Raw genomic sequence first — 26,332 nt, 5'->3', positions numbered from 1 at the left:
TACTGTAGCATATAGAGAAAAAGGTTAACAGCAAAGTATTTTATAGTTGCAATAGTTTGTTATATACTTCACATTACAGCTTTTTTTATTTGTTCTCGGATTTCTGGTGGACATGATGGATACAGTAATTTTATCTAGAATACAATTTGGTTTATTTATTGCATTTCATTACCTGTTTGTTCCTTTGAGTATGGGCCTCAGTATGATGCTGATTTTAATGGAGGGCCTGTATCTAATTACGAAGAAGAATATCTACAAACAAATGACTTGGTTTTGGATTGGTATATTTGCTTTAACATTTGTTATTGGCGTTGTCACTGGAATCATGCAAATTTTTTCCTTTGGATCTAACTGGTCAAGGTTTTCTGAATATACGGGGAACGTGTTTGGAACACTTTTAGGTAGTGAAGGCGTTTTTGCTTTTTTCTTAGAGTCAGGTTTTTTAGGCATATTGTTATTTGGGCGTCATAAAGTTTCTAAGAAAATGCATTTCTTCTCTACGTGTATGGTCGCTTTGGGAGCGCACATGAGTGCTTTCTGGATAGTGTGTGCTAACTCTTGGATGCAAACGCCTTCCGGTTATGAAATGGCCATGCATAACGGAAAACTAGTTCCTATGATGACTTCGTTTTGGCAAGTCGTCTTCTCGCCTTCAAGTATAGAGCGCTATATTCATGTGGTATTGGGCACGTGGCTCTCTGGTATTTTCCTAGTGATCAGCGTAAGTGCGTATTATTTGCGCAAACAACGCCACATAGAATTTGCCCGTAAGGGATTAAAGTTAGGTGCAGTGGTGGGTATTATCGTACTCATTTTGCAGTTATGGTCTGCGGATGTTACAGCACGTGGTGTTGCTAAAAGGCAACCTGCAAAATTAGCTGCTTTTGAAGGTTTATTCAAAACGGAAGAATATAGCCCCATTTATTTGTTTGGTTACGTAGATGTAAAAAACCAAAGAGTGATAGGCTTGCCTATTCCCGGAGGTCTTTCGTTCTTAGTGCATAGAAATACTAAGACACCAGTAACAGGTTTAGATCAAATTCCACAAGATGAGTGGCCTAACGTACAACTTGTGTTCCAATTTTACCATCTGATGGTCATGCTTTGGGGGCTTATGGTTATTTTGGCGGTCATTTCCTGGTTCGCCTATAAGAAACGACGTTGGGCAGTACGACCTTTCTTTTTATCCATACTTTCCTTTTCTGTTCTCTGCCCTGAGGTATGTAATGAAGTGGGTTGGTTTGCTGCAGAAATGGGAAGACAACCTTGGGTTGTTTATGGCTTATTGAAAACTAAGGACGCTGTTTCTCCTATAATCCGCGGAGAACAAGTCATTCAGTCTCTGATTTTATTTAGTTTGGTGTTTGTTTGTCTCTTATCTTTATTTCTCTTTCTTTTATGTAAAAAAATACAACGAGGACCAGATCAAAACGATCTTAATGAGGTGGGAGTATAATCATGGAATTTTCATTAGCTTCGATGTTGCCCATAGCTTGGTATGTTATACTGGTGGTTGCAGTATTTGCTTATTCTTTAGGAGATGGTTTTGATTTAGGTTTGAGTACCATCTATTATATCTCTCGTGCAGATGAAGAACGACGCGTATTACTTAACTCTATAGGACCTATTTGGGACGGTAATGAGGTTTGGCTCATTATTATTTTTGGCGGACTTTTTGCAGGATTTCCCCCAGCTTATGGCGCATTATTATCTATTTTCTATATGCCAATATGGACTTTAGTTTTGCTTTATATCTTTCGGGGATGTTCTTTAGAGTTTCGTAGTAAGACCGAGTCAGCAAAATGGAAATCTTTTTGGGATGTTACCTTCTGCATATCAGGAATAGCGATTAGCTTTTTCCTAGGTGTCATAGTAGGGAATATGGTCTTAGGATTACCTCTCTCTCCTACCACTCCGTATTCTTCATTATCATGGGTACTCTTTTTCCGCCCCTACACGTTGTTGTGTGGAGCTCTTGTTGTTTGTGCTTTTGCAATTCACGGTATCACTTTCGTTTCAATGAAAACTACCGGTGAATTACAACAGCGTATTGTTAAACACTTTCCATATGTTTTGTCAGCATTTTTAGTGGTTTATCTCCTGTTAATTAGTGCTACACTTGCCATGATACCGCAAATACATGGAAACTCTTTCCAAGTAGGTCATTTTTCTGGTGTCCCTACATATCCTCTGTTGACTCTTTTATTGGCTATGACCTTAGGTTGTTGTTTTGCAACTAAAACTTGCCTATCTCGAGAACGTTATGGCTGTGCTTTTCTCTATTCTTCGTTGAATTTACTTCTTTTAATCTTATCTTCCGTGACGTTGGTTTTCCCAAATATCTTATTTTCTACGGTAGACCCTGAGAATAGCTATACGATTTATAATGCAGCAGCAAGCACAAAAACTTTACAAAGCTTATTAGTCATTGTACTGGTGGGCTTGCCGTTTATTGTTGCTTATGGTGTGTACATTTATCGTGTTTTCAGAGGGAAAACAGATTTCCCTTCTGTGTATTAAGACGTTGTAGAGAGGGTGTGTTTTTACACATTACAAAAAACTCTAAAATTTTTATAACATGCTGCCTACTTTCTATTTTTAGGTGGCATTTATGTGGAAGGGTTGGATTGGTTTCATATTCTTTTTCCCTGTAGGTTTACATGCAGGAGAAACTTATCCGCCCTGTGAGGAGTGCTGGTTATCTTCTGATAACAGGACTTCAGGAATGTCGACAATTGTAGAGACTGGGGGACGTCTTCTTGTTGTTTGGCAAGATTGCGATAGCAACAAGCTAATAGGAAGGCGTTGTGACCAGGGAAGGAAGATGGTCAGAGCCTTATGAAATTTTCCCTCAAGCTTCCGGCCTATTTTCTCACCCCGTACTGGTAAGAATTAGCTCTCAAGAAATTTGGCTGTTTTACAGAAAGCAGCAGGTAGGAGAGAGTATAAGTAAACCTTATGTGGCTTTTTCTTTTAATTCAGGGGTGCATTGGTTGGAGCATAGACTCTTGCCGCCAGGAATAGAAGGAACAACTAGAAATCCTCCCTACGTTGATAGAATAAGAAATCGGGTATACATTCCCTCGTTTAGTGTTTATGAAAGTCCCGATCAAGAGTTGATAGGAGATTCTTGGGTGGAAATTTATAATTTCTTCTCTAGATCTTGGGAAGGGCGTATGGGTCCTATTTTAGGAGGTTCGCGAAATCAAGTTCCTATAGAACCTGCAATTGTAAAACTCACATCGAATAAGCTTGCATTGTTTTTTCGGAATGCTTCTGTAGAAGAGAGTTATATTTGTCTGTCTGTATCGACAAACCAAGGCATCTCTTGGTCAAAACTCAAGAACCTTCCCTGGCGGAGCTATGACAATAGTATTTCTGTTCAATCCGGAAGAAATGGAAAACTCTACCTTTTTGCGAATAGTGCTCCTGCAGGAGAGAGGCTGACATGTTTCTCATCATATAATGAGGGAATAACTTGGAATCATCCTAAGCTTATTGACTCTGGTTATAGCATAGATCCTAGTACATATTTGGACAGACAAGAATGCATGCATCATGTGTACACAAGTAAAGACGCCCAAGGGACTCAGCGCATTAAATACTACAGAATCAAAGAAGATACTCTACTTCTCAATTGTCCTGCATGCTGGATACTGGAAGATGTCCAAGAGAGTACGGAAGAATAATTTAAGAAACTACTTCTTTGATGTTAATTATGTAATAGGCAGGGAAAGCAAAATGGTTGTTGGGGCGAGGGAGGCATTCCACAGAAACCCTCTTTCCTAACCATTGCTCTAAATCTATTTTTGTTGCGTAGACGAATGCTATGGTATTTTCTTTATCTTTAAGTAAAAAATCCCCGGGATTGTTTTTTACGACATGAGGATAAATTTCAAGCTCGCCAACAAAAGTTTGCTTTTTCTTTTTCTCTTCTTCATAGAAGGCTTCTTGAGTAAGCTTTTTAGCATTTTCTTGGGGTTGCATGCTTGCCCAGATTTTAAACAACGACAATTCTAAGCTTTCTCTTCCTTGAGTTTTCGGAGAAGTTTTGATGGTTGTTTGCTTGCGGATGTGTCGAGATAACAAAGACCCTGTTGTAGGTTTCTCGACATTATCCATAACATTAGAAGAGTTGGAGGCTTGTTGTTTCCCTATGGTATGCTCTTGATTTGTTAAGGACTTCGATAGGTACGTATCTTGAATTTCCTCTAAAGCTTTTTGTATTAGAGGTTGTAGACCTGGGACATCATGAAATTCTTCAGACTGTACAAGGTTAATCTTTTTATAAATAGCTTCTAGATCAACCGCATCTAACGTTTTCTGTAACTCTGCTTTAGCAAAATTCATAGCGGAATCTAGCAAATCTAAAGCAATTTTTTTCTGACCCTCCATCTGTTTATAAATCTCTATAGGGCCTTTCTGAGAAACAAAGTTTTTAGCAACGTAGAAAGCACATTGGTCAGGTAAAGCAATCTCTAACCACTTGCCTTGTGGTTGGCTGGATGTTGCTTGAATTTCTGTTCCGCGGGATAATCGTGCAAGAACAGGAGCGGATGTTGAAGGCTCCAAACGCACATTCACTTGCTCGCCTTCAATCACATTGTCTAAAACAAACGTCCGAAATACATAGCCTTTGAGACCTTCCGGTGCTGCAACAATGTAGTAATCCTTGCTTTCGCCAATTACAGCGACATAATCACCTTTGGACAGTTCTTTCACAATAGAACTGTCCACATGAGGAGCTAAGCGCAGACGAACACGATTTCCTTTAATCTCTCCTGTAAATGGAGAAAAGGAAGCCTTGTCTGTTTGCGCAGCGGGAGCCTTTGATGTGGAAGGTGCAGCATGCAAGCTTACTGAACTTATTCCTGACCCGATGGTAAACAAAAGCATAGAAATCGATAGCGTTCGCATGCTTTACTCCTACAGTGTATGCACATTAGACATCGATACAAGGATGTGACCTAGTCCTTTAGGGGAAGTAGTCCCTAGAAAAAAGAATTATATCGACTGCAGTGAAAAAGTCAATTATCTTACCAAACGAGATTAGGTAGAACTTTAAGTATAGAGAACAGCTTTGATATGTTCACAATTTACCTGCCCACACGTACATCCAATAGGTGTGCCTAAGTATACACTAAATTGCTCATTCGGATTTAAGGGATTGGTAACAAGATACAGTTTGTTCCCTGTCGGACTGATATCCCATGTGCGAAAAGATAAATCTTGTTCGGATACAGTAGCTTCTTCTTCTTCACTAAGAACTCTAGCAATCTGACAGTGCATGCAATTACAATGAGGCTCTGCTTTAGGAAAAAGGTTTTGATTATTTCCTACTAATGAACGGATTACCGTAACCATTTTTTCTAAAATATCGGCAGGAGCGTCCGGATGATCCTTATGTTCTGGAGTATGTTGTAAGATCATTTCCATTGGACTCGTTCCAGAAAATAGAGGAGATATGAGACTTTTATGTGCAAATATCTGCACATCGGTATCCTTGGATAACTGTTGTAGGGTATTGATTAATATCCCCAGTTTGTCGTCTTCACGGCTAGATTCATCGCGCATTGTTTGGGAAGATTCTAAGTGGAGAAGATGCTCTTGGAAAGCAATGTCGATAATCGCCTGATCTAAGTTAGGGATAGAAATGGTTTTTCCGTCAATTAAATGCAGCTTAAGGGTAGGCCGACCTTGAACTTCTCCTTCTTGTGATTCGATAAAAGCGATTTGATTCCATCGTGCGGAAATATAGGGAGGGATGCAAATCAATTGGTCATTAATTTTCACTTTCATGACGACCTCCAATGGGTAAACTCTACTGTCGTTGCTTAACGTCATTGTAGGGAAGCTGTGTTTTTTTTACAATCGAATTAGCAATTTGTGTTATTGATTGCTAATTCATGACCTAACTTCCTAAAGATGTGGGCAGTTTTTTCTTTTTCCAAGAATAAGAATAGAGTTTTTTTTACTTAGAATTATATAAAAGGGTCAAGAAGTTTCTAATAAATTTTTGTCAAGGTAGACGAAGATTCTCGAGGTATTTGTTTAAGTATTTTCCTAGTTCCACTACTAAGGGTATTTGTCGTTATAAAATGATTTGATTAGGGTTGGAGCCCATTGCGTTAGGAGTTAGCTGAATGAAGAAGACAATGGTCATTGATACGAGTGTGTTTATTTATGATCCTGAAGCCCTATCATCGTTTGAGAATACACGCATCATTATTCCTTTTACTGTAATTGAAGAGCTGGAGGCATTTGCTAAAGATCGTGATGAATCGGCAAAAAATGCTTCGCGCGCTTTGAGCAATATTCGTTTATTGCTTGAAAGGTCTGGGAGCCATGCTGAAGGCATTTCTTTACCTAATGGCAGTGAATTGCGTATAGAAGTATCTTCCATTGCTAATTTAGCTAATGATGAAAAACGTAGAAAACTCCTCACGTTAGAACTTCTTCAAGTGATCGCACAACGAGAACCTATGGTTTTTGTTACGAAAAGCCTGGGACGTAGAGTGCGAGCCGAGGCCCTTGGCATAGAAGCCAGAGATTATGAAAATAAGAGATTTTCTTTTAGATCTCTATATCGTGGTTATCGTGAGTTAACTGTATCAACATCGGATATAGAGAACTTTTATACACATGGGTATTTAGATGTTCCTTTGGAGATCACTCCATCACCTAATGAATATTTTTTCATTTCTGGAGGAGAAAATTATTTTGCCCTGGGTCGTTATCATGAAACTGAGGGAAGGATTGTTTCTTTAAGAGCTCTTCCAGATAAAATTTGGGGGATAAAACCTTTAAATAATGAACAAAAATGTGCGTTGGATCTTCTTTTAAGAGACGATATAAAGTTAGTTACCCTGATGGGACAAGCGGGGTCAGGGAAAACCGTATTGGCTTTAGCTGCCGCTATGCATCAGGTATTTGATAAGGGAAATTATAATAAGTTATTGGTCAGTCGTCCTATTATCCCCATGGGCAAGGATATTGGATTCCTTCCAGGCCTTAAGGAAGAAAAGCTTCTTCATTGGATGCAGCCCATCTATGATAATATGGAATTTCTTTTTAGTATTGGTGGGATGGGGGATTTTTCCGAAGTTTTACAGTCTTTAATTGAAGCTAAAAAATTAGAAATGGAAGCGCTCACCTATATTCGTGGACGGTCTTTGCCCAAGGTGTTTATGATTATCGATGAAGCACAAAATCTAACTCCTCATGAAATTAAAACCATTATTTCTCGTGCAGGTAAGGGAACAAAAATTGTTTTAACTGGGGATCCTACACAAATTGATAGTTTGTACTTTGATGAGAATTCCAATGGTCTGACTTACTTAGTCGGCAAGTTTCATCACTTATCTTTGTACGGCCACATGTTTCTGACGCGTACCGAGCGCTCTAAACTTGCTGCTGCGGCTGCCACTATTTTATAGTTGCATAGGTCCTAAGAAATCTTCGAGTTCCTCCTGTGCAGATTTTGGAGGAGGAAGTGGAAGATTGACGAGATGACTATCTGCGCTTGTCGGAGGTACACACCCACAGACTATATTGAAGTATCGAATAACTACGCGTATAATCTGAAAAATTGCTTGGAAAATAGTTGCAAAGCTTTTAATTCCAAAAATTTCCAACCAAGCGTGTTTGCGGATCTTGGGCACAGCCTCATGAATATCCACACAAGGTCCAATGGAGCATATCGTACTGTAGCCTCTTGTTGGAATGAGCAAAACATTTTCAATATTTGAAATTCCTAATAAAGCACGTACCCCAGTAAAAGTACTAAAAATTGGCAAGTAGCTAAGGAATAATTCAAAATAGGAGCGGTATAGAGGGTTTTGAAGTACGTATTGTTTATTTGAGTCAAAATAATGATCAAGTTCACCAGTAGGAGTATGACAATGATTTATGATTAAGACTGCGTGTTCTACAATTCTCATGCTGTGTTCAGATGTCTGCAATTGTTAGCTGTATTTGGGAAACATAATGCAAAAGTCTGTTTCCAAATAGATAGTGATTGAAGTTACTGTGCACTTCAAGGGATTATGTATTTCTTTAGGTAAAAAAGAATACGTGCTTGGAGGCCAGACCTTTCTATCATTAGAAAAGTATGGAGGTGGAGAGACTCGAACTCTCGTCCTTAGTAAACTCCCTGCTAACTTCTACATGCTTAGTCCCTAGTAGTCTAACGTTGCATTTCCTCAGCTAAGAACATCTATGGAAACCAACGATTCTCAATAATCTCGAATAAACCCCCTTGAGAATTAGAGGAGGTAGATTCCAACCAGATAGATGACGGTACTTCACAAACCTCTGGTAGAGTCCATGAAGACCGGGTTATCTAGAGGTTATCTAAATAACAACTTTTGCTAATTAAGCAGCTAATCTTTGCTCAGAGAGTTCAGAGAAACTGATAATTTCGCATTTAGCCTTAGGTTCGGCATTTATTGTTTTGTCGGCTTTTTAGGAGGCCAGCCAACGCCCTCCGCATGCGATTAACACTTCATTCCTAAGTCGAAACCTATACACCCCCGGAGTCTATTGTAAGCTTTCCTGTGCTTTTGCACAACTCAAGTATCTCTCTATTTTAAATGTTGTCAAGAGAAGGAAAATTTTTCTCAAACTCTAGGGCAAGGTGGACGAAAACCAAGGAAATCCTTATTTTTGGAGTGATTTTATATCAATACACACTCAACGGATACAGGTATGCATACGGAAGGGGAAGGCAGCAAGGAAAGTCTTGCTAGTAGAGAAGAAAGAATATTGAATTTTTGGAAAACTCAAGAAATTTTTCAAAAATCATTAAAAAACAGAGAGGGTAGAACCCTGTATTCTTTTTATGATGGTCCACCATTTGCTACAGGTCTACCTCATTACGGCCATCTTCTTGCCGGAACAATTAAAGATGTTGTTGGGCGTTTTGCGACTATGGATGGGTACTATGTTCCTAGAAGGTTTGGCTGGGATTGTCATGGTGTTCCCGTGGAGTATGAAGTAGAAAAATCTTTAAATCTTACCACCCCAGGGGCCATAGAAGATTTTGGCGTTGCTAAGTTTAACGAAGAGTGCAGGAAAATTGTTTTCCGTTATGTTGATGAATGGGAGCACTATATATATCGCGTAGGCCGCTGGGTAGATTTTTCTGCTACGTGGAAAACGATGGATGCCTCATTTATGGAAAGCGTCTGGTGGGTGTTCCGTTCTCTTTATGATCAGGGGTTAGTTTACGAAGGTGTTAAGGTGGTGCCTTTCTCTACGAAATTGGGCACACCTTTATCAAATTTTGAAGCAGGTCAAAATTACAAGGAGGTTGATGACCCTTCTGTAGTGATCAAGTTTGCTTTACACGGGGATCCTGGGTCTTTATTGGTATGGACCACGACACCATGGACGTTAGTGTCGAATATGGCCGTTGCTGTGGGGCCTGAAATCACCTACGTACGTGTTGCTGATAAAGTTTCTGGTGAGCAATGGATTTTAGGGCAAGGCTGTCTATCGCGGTGGTTTTCCGATCCCGATACATATGAAGTTATCGAAAGTTTCCCAGGAACAGCATTGATTGGGAAAAGCTATGAGCCACCTTTTAACTTTTTTGAGCAGAAACGTGCAGAGGGAGCTTATACAATTCTTCCTGGTTCGTTTGTGGAAGAGAGTGAGGGCACGGGAGTTGTGCATATGGCGCCTGCATTCGGTGAGGCGGATTTCTTTGTATGCAAAGAGCACCACGTGCCCATGGTCTGTCCTGTGGATAACCATGGCTGTTTCACTGAGGAAATACCTGAATATCAAGGACAATACATTAAGAGTTGTGATAAGGGAATTATCAAGTCTTTAAAAAACCAAGGAAAGGTTTTTTATCACGGTACTGTAGTGCATAGGTATCCTTTCTGCTGGAGAACAGATACACCATTGATTTATAAAACAGTGAATTCTTGGTTTATTTCTGTTGAGAAGATCAAGGATAAAATGTTGCAAGCCAATAAAAAAATCCATTGGGTGCCAGAACATATTAAAGAAGGACGTTTTGGTAAGTGGTTGGAAGGAGCTAGAGATTGGGCTATCAGTAGAAATCGTTATTGGGGAACGCCAATTCCTGTTTGGAAAAGTAAGGACGGAGACATCTTAGTTATAGGCTCTGTAGAAGAGCTTGAGAAGCTGACTGGAGAGAAGGTTTCAGATCTACATTGTCATTTTGTTGACCAATTAAAAATAGAAAAAGATGGGAAGTCATTTCATCGTGTGCCTTACGTATTCGACTGTTGGTTTGATTCAGGAGCTATGCCTTATGCACAGAATCATTATCCTTTTGAAAACCAAAAAGAGACAGAATCTGGATTTCCCGCTGATTTCATTGCTGAAGGTTTAGATCAGACACGAGGATGGTTCTATACTTTAACTGTTATTTCAGCAGCTTTATTCGATCAGCCTGTGTTTAAGAATGCGATAGTGAATGGTATTGTTTTAGCTGAAGACGGCAATAAGATGTCGAAGAGGTTAAATAACTATCCGAGCCCTATGAGTATAATGAATACTTATGGTGCCGACGCTTTGCGGTTGTATTTATTGGATAGTGTTGTTGTTAAAGCAGAAGATTTGCGTTTTTCTGATAAAGGTGTGGAATCCGTCCTTAAGCAAGTTCTATTACCTTTAACAAATGTATTATCATTTTTCAAAACCTACACAGATTTATACGGTTTTGATGCTAATAATTACGATAAAGAAGAGATAAGCTACAGTGAAATTGATAGATGGATTCTCTCTAATCTTTATACCGTTGTTGGTAAGGTTCGTGAAAGTATGAGCTCTTACAACCTGAATACCGCTGTGAATCCTTTTGTTACTTTTATTGATGATCTAACAAATTGGTATATTCGTCGTTGTCGTCGACGTTTTTGGGAATCTGCAGATACCCCAGATAGAAGAGCAGCTTTTGCGACACTTTATGAGGTGCTGACTGTTTTCTGTAGAGTGATAGCTCCTTTCATTCCTTTCATCTCAGAAGATATATACCAGCAGATAAAAACAGAAAATTCTTTAGAGTCAGTACATCTTTGTGATTTCCCATACATTGACCTTGCTAAGGTATTTCCAGATTTAGAACAGCGCATGGGTGATGCTAGAGAGATTGTTGGGTTAGGGCATTCTTTAAGAAAAGAGCATAAGTTAAAAGTACGTCAACCCTTGGCGAATTTCTATGTCGTAGGTCCTAAAGATCGTTTAGACCAGTTAGATTCTTTTAAGCAGCTGATTTCAGAAGAACTGAATGTCAAAAATATCGTATTTTATAAGGAAGCACCAAGTTTTGTAAAAACCACGGTGAAACCGAATTTTCGTTCTTTAGGTAGAAGAGTTGGAGAGAAGATCAAGGATATACAAAAAGCTTTGGCTTCTCTTTCTCAAGCACAAATACAGCAGTTGTTAACACAGGAATATCTCTCTCTTAATTTAGGTTCTGAAGAGATCGTTTTACATATGGAGGATGTATTGATTTCCTGGGAAACCGATCCGGGTTATGTGGCTCGTAGTTCTTCGTTATTTACTGTTGTTCTTGATTGCCAATTGACTGAGGAGCTTGTTGTTGAGGCGATTTCTCGAGAATTAGTGAATAAAATCAACACGATGCGTCGCAATCAGAAACTTCATGTTTCTGATCGTATTGTCTTGCGTATGCAAACATCAGAAGAGGTCAGAAAAGCCTTTTTACACTATGCAGATTATATTTGTGAGGAGACGTTAACCACGCAATCGGAATTTGCTGATGTTCTTGAGGGAGAAGAGTGGGACATTAACGGTCATCCCACAGTTATCGCTATCGAAGTAGCTGCTAGACCACATTAAGCTCTAGCTTTCTCGCTGCATAGAGAAAAGAAGATCCTCTGTTAGGAGGGTCTTCTTTTTTATTTTTTCTTATGATTCTTGGGAAACAAACGATGGCGTCGTTGATAACGTATATACCCAAATATATAAACAAAGAATCCTAAAGCCAGACCATTGACTAAATATCCCGGCAGTGTAGTTGGCGCAGGAACATTTTTTAAACGTCCAAAATGTCCCAAAGGCCAGAAAATCCATAAAGGTGATCCTAAGAGGTTTTCTAAAGGTACAAAGCCGAACTCTCTGCTATCAGCACTCATAGGGTAGTTATCCCCTAAAACCAAAACGTGGTTCTCAGGAATTTGTATTCCAAAATTGCGAATAAACTCTGCGAATTGTTCTGGATCTTGAGGAGGAGGGCCTCTGTCAATAAAGCTTATATAAGGGCGATCTTCTGTAGATTCTTCCTGTTTCGTTTTTTCAGATTCTACAAACTTTTGCAAAGCGGGATCATTTTTAATGAAAATAGGAGAGTCCATAACATAAAGATTCCCCTGATTATAAAATGCATAACGGTTAGGCAAAGGATTGTATTTGGGATTTTTTGGGATAAAGAAAGAACTAAAATTCATGCCACAGTTAAATAAATCAATTACTTGATTATCATTTAACTGCATTAAAGGATGCGTAGGTTTAAGTTTATAACGCATACCCCCAAAACCGATTTTGTAAGCTTCTCCCTTTGAATACTCGTAACAACCATCATCTACCCCGGGGAAAGGAAGACCGTAGAGTTTGGCGGCTCCCTCGGGATCTGTGGAAAAAGGTTGGTATTTACAAGCAACACCATCCGAAATCACAAAGCGCGATGTGGTTAGATTATTCCTAATCAGGTGAATATGTTCCTGACGTAAGGGAAGAAGTGTTTTCATCGGTTGTATTGTAGGAACAATCTGATTGTTATAATGCTGAAGATTCGGTGTGGGATAGGAAACGTTCGGAGTATGAGATATCTCTAAGTATGCCTGAGTTGTTGCATTAGGTAATGTGTGATACAAGCTCGCTTGTTTATGCGTCAGAATACGCACCATGGCATAGTTGCCTATACCAAAAAGATCAGCATAACTCACAGGAGAAGAGTGGGGTTTTTTTAATGCACTTGGGGTGTCATTGTGCCAAACACCTTGATGGAAAAATTGGCCGTAGGGACCTTCTTGAGGTAAGGAAAGTTTCCCACACGGTTGGTACATTTGTTTAAAATACGCGGTAGTTTTATTGCTATTTACGATCTCGACTGACCCATCAAAAGATATGTAAGGAACGTGATAGAGATGCTCGAGACCAAAATCATTGGGAAAGTGAATAACAGCACCTTCTTTATCTAAGCCATAAATTTTACCACCATAAAAATAGAGGGTGTCGCCTGGCTTCCCCATACAGCGCTTAATATAACGTTTTTTCCCTGGAATGAATCCAAAATACTTAGTATCAGAGTTGGGAATTGGAAGATCACCAACGGTAAAGACTACAAGACCACCACGAGTCACTGCTTCCGGGCGAAATCCCCAAGGCTTTTTCTTAAACGGGAAATGTAAGCCGAAAGTAGTTTTAGAAACAATCATGCGGTCTTGTTCTAAAATAGTTGGACGCATGGATCCTGTAGGAACTTCGTAAAGTTCAAACCAAAATTGGCGAATAAGAAAAGCTGCTAGGGCAGCAAAAAGAATGGCTTTAGTCAGTTCCCATGATTTTTTTGCAAAAGAAGCGGGGTACCGCTTGCTGAATTGCTGAGCTTGTTGTGCGAGTTGACTAGCTGCTTCCTGATCTTGTTGAAAAATGGCTTCTTCAAGTTGTTCTAATAACTTTTGTAGCTCTTGTTTAGATTCGGGATCTTGAGCAAGTTTTTTACTTTTGAGTAATTTATATGTTGAGTGAAGTACTTGACGACTTTTATTTAAAGAAAACCGATCTTTCATGAAGATGCCTAGTGAAACCCTTAATTGCTTTCTGAGTTTGAATTTCTCCATAATCCTATATGGAGGTTCGAAAAGGGAATTTCCCTAATCGGAATTGTGGCCATACTTAGCGCACCCAGAGTAGACGAAAGTCATACACATTTCATTTTAGTATTAAAATTAAAATGTGAACGTCTAACAAAAACCATGATAGCCATTTTACTCTATTAGATTTTTCAATCAAAAATATTTTCTAGATAAATTTAAGAATTTTTTCGCTATTCAAAGTTGAATCTATAGAAGACGTCCAGGCATAATTTTAGAAAGGATTTTCTATTTTGGGAATGCTATAGGAATATGGAGATATAGCATGATGGCCCACATCAATAGTGCGTAAGACAACCGAACCTTTCGGAGTTTCTATACTTGTCCATAGAGGGAAAACAGAGATTTCCGGGGCCGTAAAATACATAAGAACGTTTTTCTCTGATAAAATAGAAGAATCTTTGGGCCAATGTGCATGCCAAGCTTGCACAGGCATGTTAACCGAACTATTTCCTTCTAGAGTAATTCTAGGGGACCAAGGGTCGTTCTTTTTCCCCTGTGTTTTTATTAGGTGCACAGGAGCTTCGTTTAAAGAAAGTTGTACAAGCGTAGCAAACAGAGGCAGATCGTCTGTCTGGATCTGCTGCAGTTGCTGAGTTTTTAGATTTAAAGAGAAGATTAGCAAGTCTCGCTTTGACAGAGAAATGACAAACACTCTTCTGGGTGAGTGTAGATGGCTAATTACCGTTTTCCATGGGGTATTTTTCAATAGGGCGCGGTCTTGTTGTGACAAATGAGGGAATTCTGTCATTTCTATCCATACAGTTTCTGCTGATATGGATTTCACAAATAAAAAAAACTTTTGCCCCCCTTTGCTAAAGACGGCATAATCTCCGGCTTGAGCATGAAACAAATTTTTTTTTAGAGAGTGGGGAGACTGCGAAAAAGCTGAACAAGGACAAAGGAAAATAACGAGAATGAAAAGTCTTTGAAATAGAGGAAATAAACGTGTTTTTTCTTGCTTTTTCATAAAGTATTACTGTACTCTTTTTCCTTAGTATTTCATGATGTTGTTACCCACATACCATAAGATGGTGATTTTGGAGTTGTCAATATGAAAAAGAACACCCATCCCAACTATCAGCAAGTTTTATTTGTAGACTCTTCTACAGGATATAAATTTGTTTGCGGATCTACATATCAAAGCGATAAAACGGAAGTGTTTGAAGGACAAGAGTACCCTGTATGTTACGTCAGCGTGTCTTCAGCTTCACATCCTTTCTTTACAGGAAGTAAGAGACTTGTAGACGCTGAGGGTCGCGTAGATAAATTCTTAAAGCGTTACAGCAATGTAAAGCCCGCACAACCCGCCCAAGCTGCTGTTGAAGAAGCTCCTGCAGTTAAATCTAAGAAAAAAGCTCCCATAAAGAAAAAGAAGTAATTTCTTCTTTTAAGTTTCAATGTTTTTGTAAACACGTTGTCATTTCCCCCGTGATAAGGGTGTATTGAAACGTGTTTTGTCATTTCATGCCCTATCGGGAACACTCATCGTTATTCAACAAATCGAGTAACTAGTAACCTTTTTTTGTTTGCAGTGACGCATATTGACAAAATATGATAAAACTATAACCCAAGTACCAATTGATAAAGTAATCAAAGGCTTTATTTGCAGTGGGTTTGATCCGAGGCTATAGTGGCTCTATAATAGAATGTTTTCATTAAAGGATAGCCTACTTACATCAGGTAGATAATTTAAGAAATGAACTTAAGAGCTCCTAGATATGCTTAGCGGGAAGCATGTCAGGAACTCTTGATAGAGAAGTGATACATGCAAAAAAAGATTCTAGAGTATTTGAAACGCCTCGAGGAAGTGGAAGTAGAAATCTCTAATCCAGAGATTTTTAATAACCCTAAAGAGTATAGCCTCTTAAGTAAAGAGCACGCGCGGCTTTCCGAGTTGAAAAATACCTATGATAGGGTTATGGCTCAGGAAAAAGTTCTGAGTGATGATAAACAAGCTTTAGCTCAAGAAAAAGATCCTGAGATGATAGCTATGCTAGAAGAGGGAATTCAATCGGGAAAGGCTGAGGTTGAGAAACTTTATAAAATTTTAGAGAATTTATTGGTCCCACCTGATCCAGATGACGATCTGAATGTCATTATGGAATTACGTGCGGGTACAGGAGGAGACGAAGCCGCCCTATTTGTAGGAGACTGCGTAAGGATGTATCACCTATATGCGTCTGCTAAAGGATGGAAATATGAAGTGCTGTCCGCTTCCGAGTCAGATATCGGTGGATATAAAGAATACGTCATGGGGATTTCAGGAACCGGAGTTAAGCGCTTACTTCAATACGAAGCAGGAACACATCGTGTTCAAAGGGTCCCTGAAACTGAAACTCAAGGTCGTGTGCATACTTCTGCAATTACTGTTGCTGTATTGCCAGAGCCCGCAGAAGATGATGAAGAAGTTTTTATCGATGAAAAAGATTTAAAAATCGATACCTTTAGAGCTTCGGGAGCCGGAGGACAGCACGTCAATGTTACGGATTCTGCAGTGAGAATTACCCACCTGCCCACAGGCGTTGTTGTTACTTGCCAGGATGAACGCAGTCAGCATAAGAATAAAGCTAAGGCTATGCGTATTTTGAAGGCGCGTATACGTGATGCAGAAATACAGCGCCGTCATAAAGAAGCTTCGGCTATGCGGTCAGCTCAAGTAGGTAGTGGAGATCGATCAGAAAGAATTCGTACTTATAATTTCTCACAAAATCGTGTGACAGATCATAGAATAGGGTTGACCCTTTATAGCTTGGATAAAGTTATGGAAGGTGATTTGGATACGATTACCTCAGCTTTGGTTAGCCACGCTTATCACCAGCTTTTGCAAAATGGAAACGAAGAAAATTCTTAAAGAAGCTGCTGCTTATTTAGAATATTGTGGCGTAGTTTTCTCAGATAGAGAAGCCGTGGATATTTTGATGGATGTGCTTGGCATCACTTCAAGAGCTCAAGTATTATCTGTGCGTTTGAATGCTGATACTCTACATGTGTATTGGACGCGGATTCAAAAAAGAGCCGAACGTTTCCCAACAGCCTATATTCATGGTAGTGTACGTTTTCTACAACTAGATCTAGAAGTAGATTCTCGGGTGCTGATCCCTAGAATGGAAACGGAGTTACTCGCTGAGAAAATTATACAATATTTAACACAGCATCCTCATATCCAAACCTTTTATGATGTGTGTTGTGGTAGTGGGTGTTTGGGGTTGTCTATAAAAAAATATTGTCCAAATGTTCAAGTAATTCTTTCAGACATTTGCCCAAAAGCCGTCGCTGTAGCTAAAATAAATGCTTCTAAAAATCATCTACAAGTCGACGTTCTTGAAGGGGACTTATTCGCCCCCTTTTCTTGTCCAGCTGATGCTTTTGTCTGCAACCCCCCTTATCTTTCTTTCGATGAAATTATGCAGACAGATCCAGAAGTTCGTTGTCATGAGCCCTGGAAAGCTTTGGTGGGAGGCAGTTCAGGATTGGAGTTCTATGAAAGAATCGCTCGGGATTTAGACACTATTTTGTGTCCCGGAGGTGTAGGTTGGCTGGAAATTGGTTACAGTCAAGGAGAGAGAGTAAAAAGAATTTTTGCTAATCACGGCGTGCATGGCTCCATACACCAAGATCTCTCAGCATGCGATAGGATTTTTTTTCTTGAAAATCATGCAAGTGATACTGTATCCTCATGAGGTTATTCTTGATTTTTGCTCAGTAGATGATCAGTTCTTTATCGCAAAAACTATCCTCAATTTTTTCTTCGCTGGTTGCCTCACGTAGAATTACTGAAGAAAATATCTCTGAAGCGATCCGGGAAGTTCGGTTGGCGTTGTTAGACGCTGATGTGAATTATCATGTAGTTAAAAGTTTTATTGCCAAGGTAAAGGAAAAAGTTCTTGGAGAGGAAGTTTGGAAACACGTTTCTCCCGGACAACAATTCATTCGTTATTTACACGAGGAACTGACAGAATTACTGGGGGATAAAACTGATTTAAATACTTCTGGGAATCCCGGGGTAATTTTGCTTTGTGGCTTACAAGGAACGGGAAAAACTACGACCTGCGCTAAGCTCGCAGCCTATGTTTTAGAGGAACGCAAAGCAAAGAAAGTACTTGTTGTTCCCTGCGATTTGAAACGCTTTGCAGCGGTAGAGCAATTAAGAAATTTAATTTCAAAAACGAAAGCTGAGCTTTACAATAGCGAAGGACAAGATCCTGTAAAAGTAGTTTCTCAGGCTCTAGATTACGCTAAACAGGAACGGCATGATCTTGTTTTGATTGATACAGCAGGTCGTTTGCATGTTGATGAAGTGTTAATGGAAGAATTAGCCTCCATACAAAAAGTATCCCATGCAAGTGAAAGGCTTTTTGTTATGAATTTAGCGATGGGGCAGGACGCTGTTTCTACGGCAAAAGCCTTTGATAATTATTTAGACTTGACTGGAGTGATTATCTCCATGACAGACGGCGATGCCCGCGCCGGTGCCGTGTTATCTATGAAAAGTTTATTGGGGAAACCCATAAAATTTGAGGGATGCGGCGAGAAAATACAAGATCTTCGACCTTTTAATGCAGAATCGATGGCAGATCGCATTTTAGGTATGGGAGATACCGTGCATTTTGTACAAAAAATGCGTGAATGTATTTCTGAAGAAGAAGACGAAGAACTTGGGAAGAAGTTAATAGAATCGACCTTTACTTATGAAGATTATTATAAGCAGATTAAGGCGTTTCGACGAATGGGTCCGCTTAGAAAGCTCATGGGAATGATGCCAAGTTTAGGTGGCGCTAAACCTAGTGAGAAAGAGATAGCGGATTCCGAAGAGCATATGAAAAAAACAGAAGCGATCATTCTTTCTATGACTCCTCAAGAGAGAAAAGAAGAAGTCGAGTTAGATATGAGTCGCATGAAAAGAATAGCATCTGGTTGTGGATTGACTTTAGGTGATGTGAATCAATTCCGGAAGCGTATGATGCAATCTAAAAAGTTTTTTAAAAATATGAGTAAAGAGAGAATAGAACAAATGAAAAAGAAAATGTCTGGAGGAAACCTGTGGCGTTAAAAATTCGTTTACGACAACAAGGGCGAAGAAATCACGTAGTCTATAGACTAGTACTTGCTGACGTTGAGTCTCCTCGTGATGGTAGATATATCGAATTATTGGGTTGGTACGATCCTCACAGTACAGTTAATTATCAATTGAAAAGCGACCGAATTTTTCACTGGTTAAATCAAGGAGCGGAACTTACAGAGAAGGCTGCTATTTTGATTAAGCAAGGAGCTCCTGGAGTTTACTGTGAATTAATGGCGAAGAGAATGGCTCGTAAAGCTGCTGTATGCCAAAAACGCCGTGCTTATCGTCAGCGTCGTTCTTTAAAAAGAGCTGAAGCAAAACAAAGTGTCGTCAACTAACTTTGTGGTCTTGGGATGAAGATTGATATACTTTCTTTATTCCCAGAGTATTTTGATAGTCCTTTGCGCTCTAGTATTTTAGGGAGGGCTATTAAGAGAGGGCTGTTAGACATCCAATCCAGGGATATACGAGAGTTTGGATTGGGTAAGTGGAAGCAGGTGGATGATGCTCCTTTTAATCACGATGGGATGCTTCTTATGGCTGAGCCTGTAGTCAAGGCAATCCGGCATGTGAAAAGAAGTGATTCGAAGGTAGTGTATCTTTCTCCTCAAGGACAGCTTTTAACAGCAAAAAAGAGCCGTGAATTAGCACAATGCTCCCATTTGATATTCCTCTGCGGGCATTACGAAGGTATTGACGAAAGAGCCTTAGAAAGTGAAGTTGATGAAGAAATCAGTATAGGGGATTACGTTTTAACTAACGGAGGCATTGCGGCTTTAGTTGTCATTGATGCTTTATCTCGCTTTATTCCCGGCGTGTTAGGGAATCAGGAGAGTGCGGATAAGGACTCTATGGAAAACGGGTTATTAGAGGGACCCCAATATACGCGTCCGCGAGTATTCGAAGGACGAGAGGTCCCTGAAGTGCTTCTTCATGGGGATCACCAAGCGATTGCCAAGTGGAGAAAACAAATAAGTTTAGATAGAACCAGAGAAAGGCGTCCTGATCTATATATCCGTTATCTTTATGATCGGGAAAACGAGGAAGTAACTCAGCAGGAGACTGATCTCAAACAGTCGATGTTGGAAGGGGAAAGTGCGGTAATTTTAGAGGTTGAAGATCTCCACCGGTCGCGAAAATTTTATTCTAAGATGTTTAGATTAAATCAACCTGTCAATAATAGACTGCATATTCCTGGGAAGACGCAAATGACAATACATTTGCAAGAGGTAGGATTAAAAAGTAAAAATATAGTCCTTTTGTCGCTTCGACTAGGTTGTAAAGACGACTTTTTTAGTTTTTTAGGACGATGGAAAATGCTTGGAGGCACTCTAGAGCAAGCTGACGATCGTGGAGAGGTGAGATTAGTTCGTGATTTTGACGGCCATGTATGGGCTATCTCTTGCAAACAAGCAGAATAGAAATAGAGAATGTAGGTGAAGTATATGGGGAACTTAATAAAGGAATTGCAAGAAGAACAACTTCGAAAAGAAATTCTTACGGATTTTTGTGTTGGGGATACCATTCGTGTAGCTACAAAAATTGTAGATGGTGGTAAAGAACGAACACAGACATTTCAGGGTACAGTTATGGCCCGTAAGGGTGGAGGAGCAGGGGAAGTGATTTCTTTGCATCGGGTAGCTTATGGAGAAGGCATGGAAAAAAGTTTTCTATTGCACAGCCCTAAGATTGTCGGCATTGAAGTCGTGAAACGCGGTAAGGTTTCTCGGGCTCGTCTGTACTACTTGAAGGGTAAAACTGGTAAAGCTGCTAAAGTTAAAGAGTATATTGGTCCTAGATCTGCAAAGAAATAGTTATAACTACTGAATTTAGCTGATTTCTGATTTTATTTAAGATACACCGATCTATGAACACGTTAGCTATGGATGCAGAACAGCTGTTTTTATCTAAAACTATCTTCGAAGAAGAAGTTTTCCATGAAGGTTTTTCTCTCATAGCTGGGATAGATGAGGTCGGTAGAGGCCCTCTAGCAGGACCTGTGGTTGCAGGAGCTTGTATTCTTCCTCGAGGTAAGGTGTTTGCCGGAGTGAACGATAGTAAAAAGCTAACACCTAAAGAAAGAGGCAAAATTCGCGATATTCTTGTGAATGATTCTGAGGTATATTATGGACTTGGAGTTGTCTCTGTAGAACGAATAGACGAGATTAATATCCTTGAAGCAACCAAGGAAGCTATGGCAGCAGCTATAGCTAATCTACCTATTCATCCCGATTTTCTTCTAGTAGATGGTTTGCATCTACCCCATAAGATTCCGTGTAAGAAGATTATTAAAGGAGATTCCAAGTCTGCATCTATAGCTGCGGCATCGATTCTAGCTAAAGAATATAGAGATGATTTAATGCGGGAGCTTCATCAGCTTTATCCTGATTATGGTTTTGATAAGCATAAGGGATACGGTACCGCCGCTCATTTAGCGGCATTGAAGGCTTTTGGCCCTTGTGATTGTCATAGAAAAAGTTTTGCTCCTGTAAGGCAGGTATTCTAATATTTTATGAAAAATAAAGTTCGTGTTCCTTTTTCTCCCGATCATCCCCTGTGCGCACCAAAATTATTCACTATTAGTGCTCCTGCTGGAGCTGGGAAAACGACGCTAGTCCGTATGTTGGCTAGAGAATTCCCAGATTCTTTTCAGAAGACTTTATCACTGACAACACGAGCACCTCGTCCCGAAGAAATTCCCGGAGTAGATTATCAATTTGTTTCTCAAGAGGAGTTTCAACGACGCTTAGACAATGAAGATTTTCTTGAGTGGGTAGCACTTTTTGGTGAGTATTACGGAACAAGTCGTCTGGGGATTGATGAAATTTGGAAATCTGGAAGGCACGCGGTGGCGGTCATTGACGTGGAAGGCGCTTTGGTCTTACAGAGTAAAATTCCCACAGTGGCGATTTTTATTTCTGCACCATCTCAGGAAGAGCTAGAAAGGCGTCTAAAACAAAGAGGATCAGAACAAGATACTCAAAGACAAGAGCGGTTGCAGCATAGTCTTATTGAACAAGCTGCAGCTGATAAATTTGAATACGTCATTATCAATGATGATTTGGAGAAATCTTACGAGGTTTTGAAAAGTATTTTTATAGCAGAAGAACATAGGAACGTATTATGACTAACAAAGATCGTTTAACCAATGAAAAGTTAAACCAGTTGTTTGATAGCCCGTTTAATTTAGTGAATTACGCGATCAAGCAGGCAAAAATTAGGATAGCAAAAGGCGATGTGCGTTCTTCTAATGCTGCTATTGAAGCTTTAGTTTTATTAGAAAAAGAAGGCGTACAAGCGGATTATATAGAAGAAGATGCCGAACATGTGCCTACTCCAACTCCTGAAAAGAAACGAGAAGGTGGTACTTCAGGAAGAAGAAAGGATCCTTCCGCTTATACATGGAGTGACGTGAAATAATGCCTTCGCGTGTCTTAATTACCTCGGCCTTACCTTATGCGAATGGACCTCTGCACTTTGGACATATAGCTGGAGCATACCTACCTGCAGATGTCTATGCTAGATTTCGTAGATTGTTAGGGGATGATGTTCTTTATATTTGTGGTTCTGACGAGTACGGAATAGCTATCACATTGAATGCAGAACGCGCAGGTATGGGATACCAAGAGTATGTGAATATGTATCATAAGATACATAAGGACACCTTTGATAAATTAGGGATTTCGATAGATTTCTTCTCCCGTACGACCAACCCTTTTCATAAGAAGCTAGTCCAGGATTTTTATACAGAATTGCAGTCCAAAGGTCTGATCGAAAACCAGATTTCTCTTCAGTTATATTCTGAAGAAGAGAACCGTTTTCTTGCTGATCGTTATGTAGAGGGCACATGTCCTAAATGTGGATTTGATGGAGCTCGTGGTGATGAGTGTCAAAAATGTGGAGCTGACTATGAGGCTACAGATTTAGTGCATCCGCGATCTAAATTATCCGGGTCTCAACTTGTTCTTAAAGAAACCGAACATGCGTTTCTCCATTTAGAACGTATGGTGGAGCCGTTATTGGCATACATAGACACGTGTTATTTACCAGAGCATATTCGTAAGTTTGTTACAGATTATATAAAAAATTTACGCCCACGCGCGATTACCAGAGATTTATCTTGGGGAATTCCCGTTCCGGATTTTCCTAACAAGGTATTTTATGTATGGTTTGATGCTCCAATTGGTTATATTAGCGGAACTATGGATTGGGCTGCATCTTTGAATACTCCTGAGGCTTGGAAAGATTTTTGGTTGGAAGACTCTACAGAGTACGTACAGTTTATCGGGAAGGATAATATTCCTTTTCACGCGGCAATATTTCCCGCTATGGAATTAGGACAGAGTATCCCTTACAAGAAGATGGATGCATTAGTATCTTCTGAGTTTTATCTGCTTGAAGGTTGCCAGTTTAGTAAGTCCGAAGGGAATTATATAGATATAGATACTTTTTTAGATACGTATTCCCTGGATAAACTGCGTTATGTTTTAGCAGCCACAGCTCCGGAGACCTCTGACAGCGAATTTACCTTTATGGATTTTAAAACCCGATGTAATTCAGAGCTTGTAGGGAAGTTCGGGAATTTTATTCATCGAGTTCTTGTATTTGCTGAGAAAAATGGATTTAAGGAATTAGCGTATTCAGCAAATCTTTTAGAAGATCAAGACAAACAGTTCTTAGATCGTGCACAGCAGATCGTTCGGGATGCTCAGGAGCACTATAGTCAGTACAGCTTACGTAAGGCATGCTGTGCAATTATGGAGTTAGCAGCATTAGGAAATGTGTACTTTAATGATCAGGCACCGTGGAAGTTACTGAAAGAAGGTCTCTCCCATCGTGTAGAGGCCGTACTCTTTTGTGCATGTTATTGTCAAAAGTTATTGGCATTGATTTCTTATCCCATTATTCCAGGAACAGCTTGGGAAATATGGCGCATGCTTTCTCCAAAATCTTTACAACTGGACAGTTTGGATAAAGATCGCGTTGTGGATCTTTGGAATAGAGAGTTGTTGAATTTTTCTGAAGAGGTATTTTCCTTAACAGCCCCTCAGTTATTATTCACGATCGTGGACTAGATGTTTATTTCATGGTCATGTTCCTGACGATTGGGGTTGAGTCAGTTGTTCAAGGGCTTGTAAGAGTCCCGTACAGCGGTGTTGCACTTTATCATTTCTTGTGGCTATAGCAATAGCTTTTTTCGTTCCGACTAAGACGACGAGTTGTTTCCCCCTAGTGATGGCTGTGTAGAGTAGATTCCTGTACAGCATCATAAAATGTGAAGTGTGTATAGGTAGGATAATGCACGGACTTTCACTTCCTTGGTATTTATGCACTGAGGTAGCATAGGCTAAAACCAGATCATCAAGCTCAGAAAAGGAATAGACGACATACTTGCCTTCCATGTTGACTACAACGCGCTTATTTTCAAAGTTAATCATAGAGATATAACCAATATCTCCATTAAATATTTCTTTATTATAGTTGTTGCGGATTTGCATGACCTTATCTCCTACAGCATAGGAATGAAATCTCCCGTGGAGAGTAGCCTGCTTAGGATTTAAAGCGGATTTTAAGACTCTATTAAGATTATGAATTCCTAGGACACCCTTTTTCATTGGAGCAAGAATTTGAATATCTTTGGGATAGATATGGTATTTCTTAGGGATGAACTGTGTCACTAGATGGACAATATGGTCCACAGCTTCTTGAGGATCTTCTTTTTGGAAAAATAGGAAATCTTTCCGGCCAGATTCAGAATATAAGATAGGGAACTCACCTTCATTGACTTTATGGGCATTGATAATGATGTTGGAGTCGTGGACCTGACGGAAAATCTTATTTAGCTGCGTTACGGTAATCTTTTTAGAATTGATAATATCTTTGAGGATATTGCCAGGGCCAATACTCGGAAGTTGATGTACATCTCCAATGAATATCACGATCACATGATCAGGAAGAGCTTTTAAGAAATGATACAAAAGATAGGTATCCATCATTCCAGATTCATCGACAATGATCAGATCGCAATCTATAGGGTTTTCATAGTTCTTACGGAAAGACCGTGTTTTAAAGTCGTATTGTAACAGAGCATGGATAGTTACTGAGTGTTTTCCAGTAATTTCTGTCATGCGTTTTGCAGCTTTCCCTGTAGGAGCCGCTAAAATGATTTTATAAGTCACTTGCTCAAATATCTTGAGTATAGCCTTAGTGATCGTACTTTTCCCTGTTCCCGGTCCTCCAGTAATGATGTGAATTTTTTCCGAAAAACACGCACGAATAGCTTCTTTCTGGTTGTGCTCTAAATGTATACTTAAATTTTCCTCAACCCATTGAATGGCTTTGTTGCTATCTATAGGGCGGATTTTTCTTGAGGAAAATAAAATGCGTTTTAAATCAGAAACTACTGTTTTTTCTGCTAGGTAAATATGCTTTGCCCATACGTACGGAGTGTTTTCTAACTCTTGGATGTGAAGAAGATTTTTCTCTTGCATGGTGTACACTTGAGAAATGATTTCTTCAATGCGTATGAGTTTTTCTGGAATATCTTGATTGAGTAGTTTCTCTACTAACTGAGCCAGACTTTGTAAGGGGTAGCAAGTATGACCATCTTCTTGGAGTTCTTCCAGAGAATACTGTATGCCAGCACATAATCGGCTTTGTGAGTTTAAAGGTACACCAAGACGTGTTGCTATAAGATCAGCAGTTTTAAATCCGATCCCTTCCATTTCTCTAGCAAGAAGAAAAGGATCTTCACATATTTTTTCTATGGAGTTCTCTTTATACTTTTTATAGATTTTTACACCATAATGAATGGCAATGTTGTACTGTTGTAGGAAGAGTAATGTCGTCCGAAGATTTTTTTGTTCGCGTAGTTGTTCGCAGAGGCTATCACAGCGCGTTTGACTAATCCCTGGGATTTCTATTAATCTTTCGGGTTGATTATCGAGAATATCTGCGGTGTCATTTCGGAATTTCTCGATGATTTTTTCTGTAATTTTTGGCCCGATGCCTTTGATAAGTCTAGAGGTAAGGTAGTTGATTATCCCGCGATTATCCCGCATTTCTTGAGAATCACAACTATATACTTGGAAGTACTTCCCTAGGTGGGGATTTTCTGACCACTTGCCGTATAGATGTAGTTGCATACCGAGCTGCAAAAAAGAATCGGGGAATTGTCCTTTGATAACGATCATGGTACCCTTGTAGGGTATTCTCATGCGTGCAGCAGTTTCCTTTGAATCATGATCTTCAAAAAGCACGCTTTCTAATTTTCCGGAAATTTTCTCCATAGAATTCTTAAATCTAATTTCGAGGGGTGGGTGTCCCAGGAGAATGAACTGATATATTCCCACTGTTATATTTTATGGAATTTGGGGATGTAACTTTTTTCAAG

Annotated in this window: 21 protein-coding genes, 1 other RNA gene and 1 pseudogene; 16 read left to right on the top strand and 7 right to left on the bottom strand. The window is 39.6% G+C overall.

Annotation, left to right across the window (positions count from 1 at the left end; all coding sequences use genetic code 11):
* Window positions 1-115: 115 nt before the first annotated feature.
* From CHAB577_RS03370 to CHAB577_RS03360, 3 genes and pseudogenes are all read left to right on the top strand, one after another.
* Window positions 116-1,456, top strand: coding sequence for a cytochrome ubiquinol oxidase subunit I (locus CHAB577_RS03370; RefSeq protein ID WP_011097226.1), 1,341 nt, complete (start codon window positions 116-118; stop codon window positions 1,454-1,456).
* Between the two features lie 2 nt (window positions 1,457-1,458).
* Entirely contained in the window at window positions 1,459-2,520 is a 1,062-nt protein-coding gene (gene cydB / locus CHAB577_RS03365) for a cytochrome d ubiquinol oxidase subunit II (RefSeq protein ID WP_011097225.1), read from the top strand.
* Window positions 2,521-2,611: 91 nt separating this feature from the next.
* A pseudogene (locus tag CHAB577_RS03360) lies at window positions 2,612-3,689 on the top strand (exo-alpha-sialidase).
* A gap of 1 nt (window position 3,690) precedes the next feature.
* Here the strand turns inward: CHAB577_RS03360 and CHAB577_RS03355 are convergent.
* Together CHAB577_RS03355 and CHAB577_RS03350 are read right to left on the bottom strand one after the other, a co-directional pair.
* Entirely contained in the window at window positions 3,691-4,917 is a 1,227-nt protein-coding gene (locus CHAB577_RS03355) for an SH3 domain-containing protein (RefSeq protein WP_006344255.1), read from the bottom strand.
* 144 nt (window positions 4,918-5,061) lie between these two features.
* Complete coding sequence (locus tag CHAB577_RS03350; protein ID WP_041461337.1) at window positions 5,062-5,799, bottom strand: hypothetical protein; 738 nt, start codon at window positions 5,797-5,799, stop codon at window positions 5,062-5,064.
* Window positions 5,800-6,143: 344 nt separating this feature from the next.
* Between CHAB577_RS03350 and CHAB577_RS03345 the strand changes: the two genes are divergently transcribed.
* Entirely contained in the window at window positions 6,144-7,436 is a 1,293-nt protein-coding gene (locus tag CHAB577_RS03345) for a PhoH family protein (protein ID WP_011097222.1), read from the top strand.
* Here CHAB577_RS03345 and CHAB577_RS03340 read toward each other — a convergent pair.
* Together CHAB577_RS03340 and ssrA are read right to left on the bottom strand one after the other, a co-directional pair.
* Complete coding sequence (locus CHAB577_RS03340) at window positions 7,431-7,940, bottom strand: hypothetical protein (protein ID WP_011097221.1); 510 nt, start codon at window positions 7,938-7,940, stop codon at window positions 7,431-7,433. The genes CHAB577_RS03345 and CHAB577_RS03340 overlap by 6 nt on opposite strands.
* Window positions 7,941-8,108: 168 nt before the next feature.
* Window positions 8,109-8,533: a transfer-messenger RNA gene (ssrA, locus tag CHAB577_RS03335) on the bottom strand.
* A 173-nt stretch (window positions 8,534-8,706) separates the two neighbouring features.
* On the opposite strand from ssrA, the gene ileS reads away from it, so the two are divergent.
* Window positions 8,707-11,838 (top strand): isoleucine--tRNA ligase, encoded by a 3,132-nt coding sequence (gene ileS, locus CHAB577_RS03330; protein WP_011097220.1) that lies wholly within the window; start codon window positions 8,707-8,709, stop codon window positions 11,836-11,838.
* Window positions 11,839-11,897: 59 nt separating this feature from the next.
* On the opposite strand, the gene lepB is transcribed toward ileS, so the two are convergent.
* On the bottom strand, window positions 11,898-13,790 hold the full coding sequence (lepB, locus tag CHAB577_RS03325; protein ID WP_011097219.1) for a signal peptidase I: 1,893 nt from the start codon (window positions 13,788-13,790) through the stop codon (window positions 11,898-11,900).
* Between the two features lie 298 nt (window positions 13,791-14,088).
* Complete coding sequence (locus tag CHAB577_RS03320; protein WP_006344249.1) at window positions 14,089-14,844, bottom strand: hypothetical protein; 756 nt, start codon at window positions 14,842-14,844, stop codon at window positions 14,089-14,091.
* An 84-nt stretch (window positions 14,845-14,928) separates the two neighbouring features.
* Here CHAB577_RS03320 and CHAB577_RS03315 point away from each other — a divergent pair, with 84 nt between their 5' ends.
* The 11 genes from CHAB577_RS03315 to metG all read left to right on the top strand — a co-directional run bounded on the left by CHAB577_RS03315 (window position 14,929) and on the right by metG (window position 24,014).
* Window positions 14,929-15,255 (top strand): type B 50S ribosomal protein L31, encoded by a 327-nt coding sequence (locus CHAB577_RS03315; protein ID WP_006344248.1) that lies wholly within the window; start codon window positions 14,929-14,931, stop codon window positions 15,253-15,255.
* A gap of 387 nt (window positions 15,256-15,642) precedes the next feature.
* Entirely contained in the window at window positions 15,643-16,728 is a 1,086-nt protein-coding gene (gene prfA / locus CHAB577_RS03310) for a peptide chain release factor 1 (RefSeq protein WP_011097218.1), read from the top strand.
* Window positions 16,706-17,557 (top strand): peptide chain release factor N(5)-glutamine methyltransferase, encoded by an 852-nt coding sequence (prmC, locus tag CHAB577_RS03305; RefSeq protein WP_011097217.1) that lies wholly within the window; start codon window positions 16,706-16,708, stop codon window positions 17,555-17,557. Before prfA ends, prmC begins: the two co-directional genes overlap by 23 nt.
* Before the next feature lie 26 nt (window positions 17,558-17,583).
* Window positions 17,584-18,927 (top strand): signal recognition particle protein, encoded by a 1,344-nt coding sequence (ffh, locus tag CHAB577_RS03300; RefSeq protein WP_011097216.1) that lies wholly within the window; start codon window positions 17,584-17,586, stop codon window positions 18,925-18,927.
* Complete coding sequence (locus tag CHAB577_RS03295) at window positions 18,918-19,277, top strand: 30S ribosomal protein S16 (protein WP_011097215.1); 360 nt, start codon at window positions 18,918-18,920, stop codon at window positions 19,275-19,277. Before ffh ends, CHAB577_RS03295 begins: the two co-directional genes overlap by 10 nt.
* 15 nt (window positions 19,278-19,292) lie before the next feature.
* Entirely contained in the window at window positions 19,293-20,360 is a 1,068-nt protein-coding gene (gene trmD / locus CHAB577_RS03290) for a tRNA (guanosine(37)-N1)-methyltransferase TrmD (RefSeq protein WP_011097214.1), read from the top strand.
* Window positions 20,361-20,384: 24 nt separating this feature from the next.
* Window positions 20,385-20,753, top strand: a complete 369-nt coding sequence (gene rplS / locus CHAB577_RS03285; RefSeq protein ID WP_006344242.1) for a 50S ribosomal protein L19 — start codon at window positions 20,385-20,387, stop codon at window positions 20,751-20,753.
* A 53-nt stretch (window positions 20,754-20,806) separates the two neighbouring features.
* Window positions 20,807-21,445, top strand: coding sequence for a ribonuclease HII (locus CHAB577_RS03280; RefSeq protein WP_011097213.1), 639 nt, complete (start codon window positions 20,807-20,809; stop codon window positions 21,443-21,445).
* A gap of 6 nt (window positions 21,446-21,451) precedes the next feature.
* Window positions 21,452-22,066 carry a guanylate kinase gene (gene gmk, locus CHAB577_RS03275; RefSeq protein WP_006344240.1) on the top strand — a complete coding sequence of 205 codons (615 nt, stop codon included), beginning with the start codon at window positions 21,452-21,454 and terminating at the stop codon, window positions 22,064-22,066.
* The gene (locus tag CHAB577_RS03270; RefSeq protein WP_006344239.1) at window positions 22,063-22,359 is read left to right on the top strand and encodes a hypothetical protein; all 297 of its coding nucleotides are present in this window, start codon (window positions 22,063-22,065) and stop codon (window positions 22,357-22,359) included. Before gmk ends, CHAB577_RS03270 begins: the two co-directional genes overlap by 4 nt.
* The gene (gene metG, locus CHAB577_RS03265) at window positions 22,359-24,014 is read left to right on the top strand and encodes a methionine--tRNA ligase (protein WP_011097212.1); all 1,656 of its coding nucleotides are present in this window, start codon (window positions 22,359-22,361) and stop codon (window positions 24,012-24,014) included. Before CHAB577_RS03270 ends, metG begins: the two co-directional genes overlap by 1 nt.
* Before the next feature lie 15 nt (window positions 24,015-24,029).
* Here the strand turns inward: metG and recD2 are convergent, their stop codons facing one another.
* The gene (gene recD2 / locus CHAB577_RS03260; protein ID WP_011097211.1) at window positions 24,030-26,228 is read right to left on the bottom strand and encodes an SF1B family DNA helicase RecD2; all 2,199 of its coding nucleotides are present in this window, start codon (window positions 26,226-26,228) and stop codon (window positions 24,030-24,032) included.
* Between the last annotated feature and the right edge of the window lie 104 nt (window positions 26,229-26,332).

It is taken from the genome of Chlamydia abortus (assembly GCF_002895085.1).
Taxonomy (GTDB): domain Bacteria; phylum Chlamydiota; class Chlamydiia; order Chlamydiales; family Chlamydiaceae; genus Chlamydia; species Chlamydia abortus.
Note: the sequence above shows the minus strand (reverse complement) of the source record. Positions and strands in the feature narration are given on the sequence as shown.

Coding starts and splice junctions, on each gene's coding strand:
- CHAB577_RS03370 (WP_011097226.1), top strand. CDS start 116: ATGGATACAGTAATTTTATCTAGAATACAATTTGGTTTATTTATTGCA.
- cydB (WP_011097225.1), top strand. CDS start 1,459: ATGGAATTTTCATTAGCTTCGATGTTGCCCATAGCTTGGTATGTTATA.
- CHAB577_RS03355 (WP_006344255.1), bottom strand. CDS start 4,917: ATGCGAACGCTATCGATTTCTATGCTTTTGTTTACCATCGGGTCAGGA.
- CHAB577_RS03350 (WP_041461337.1), bottom strand. CDS start 5,799: ATGAAAGTGAAAATTAATGACCAATTGATTTGCATCCCTCCCTATATT.
- CHAB577_RS03345 (WP_011097222.1), top strand. CDS start 6,144: ATGAAGAAGACAATGGTCATTGATACGAGTGTGTTTATTTATGATCCT.
- CHAB577_RS03340 (WP_011097221.1), bottom strand. CDS start 7,940: ATGAGAATTGTAGAACACGCAGTCTTAATCATAAATCATTGTCATACT.
- ileS (WP_011097220.1), top strand. CDS start 8,707: ATGCATACGGAAGGGGAAGGCAGCAAGGAAAGTCTTGCTAGTAGAGAA.
- lepB (WP_011097219.1), bottom strand. CDS start 13,790: ATGAAAGATCGGTTTTCTTTAAATAAAAGTCGTCAAGTACTTCACTCA.
- CHAB577_RS03320 (WP_006344249.1), bottom strand. CDS start 14,844: ATGAAAAAGCAAGAAAAAACACGTTTATTTCCTCTATTTCAAAGACTT.
- CHAB577_RS03315 (WP_006344248.1), top strand. CDS start 14,929: ATGAAAAAGAACACCCATCCCAACTATCAGCAAGTTTTATTTGTAGAC.
- prfA (WP_011097218.1), top strand. CDS start 15,643: ATGCAAAAAAAGATTCTAGAGTATTTGAAACGCCTCGAGGAAGTGGAA.
- prmC (WP_011097217.1), top strand. CDS start 16,706: ATGGAAACGAAGAAAATTCTTAAAGAAGCTGCTGCTTATTTAGAATAT.
- ffh (WP_011097216.1), top strand. CDS start 17,584: ATGATCAGTTCTTTATCGCAAAAACTATCCTCAATTTTTTCTTCGCTG.
- trmD (WP_011097214.1), top strand. CDS start 19,293: ATGAAGATTGATATACTTTCTTTATTCCCAGAGTATTTTGATAGTCCT.
- rplS (WP_006344242.1), top strand. CDS start 20,385: ATGGGGAACTTAATAAAGGAATTGCAAGAAGAACAACTTCGAAAAGAA.
- CHAB577_RS03280 (WP_011097213.1), top strand. CDS start 20,807: ATGAACACGTTAGCTATGGATGCAGAACAGCTGTTTTTATCTAAAACT.
- gmk (WP_006344240.1), top strand. CDS start 21,452: ATGAAAAATAAAGTTCGTGTTCCTTTTTCTCCCGATCATCCCCTGTGC.
- CHAB577_RS03270 (WP_006344239.1), top strand. CDS start 22,063: ATGACTAACAAAGATCGTTTAACCAATGAAAAGTTAAACCAGTTGTTT.
- metG (WP_011097212.1), top strand. CDS start 22,359: ATGCCTTCGCGTGTCTTAATTACCTCGGCCTTACCTTATGCGAATGGA.
- recD2 (WP_011097211.1), bottom strand. CDS start 26,228: ATGGAGAAAATTTCCGGAAAATTAGAAAGCGTGCTTTTTGAAGATCAT.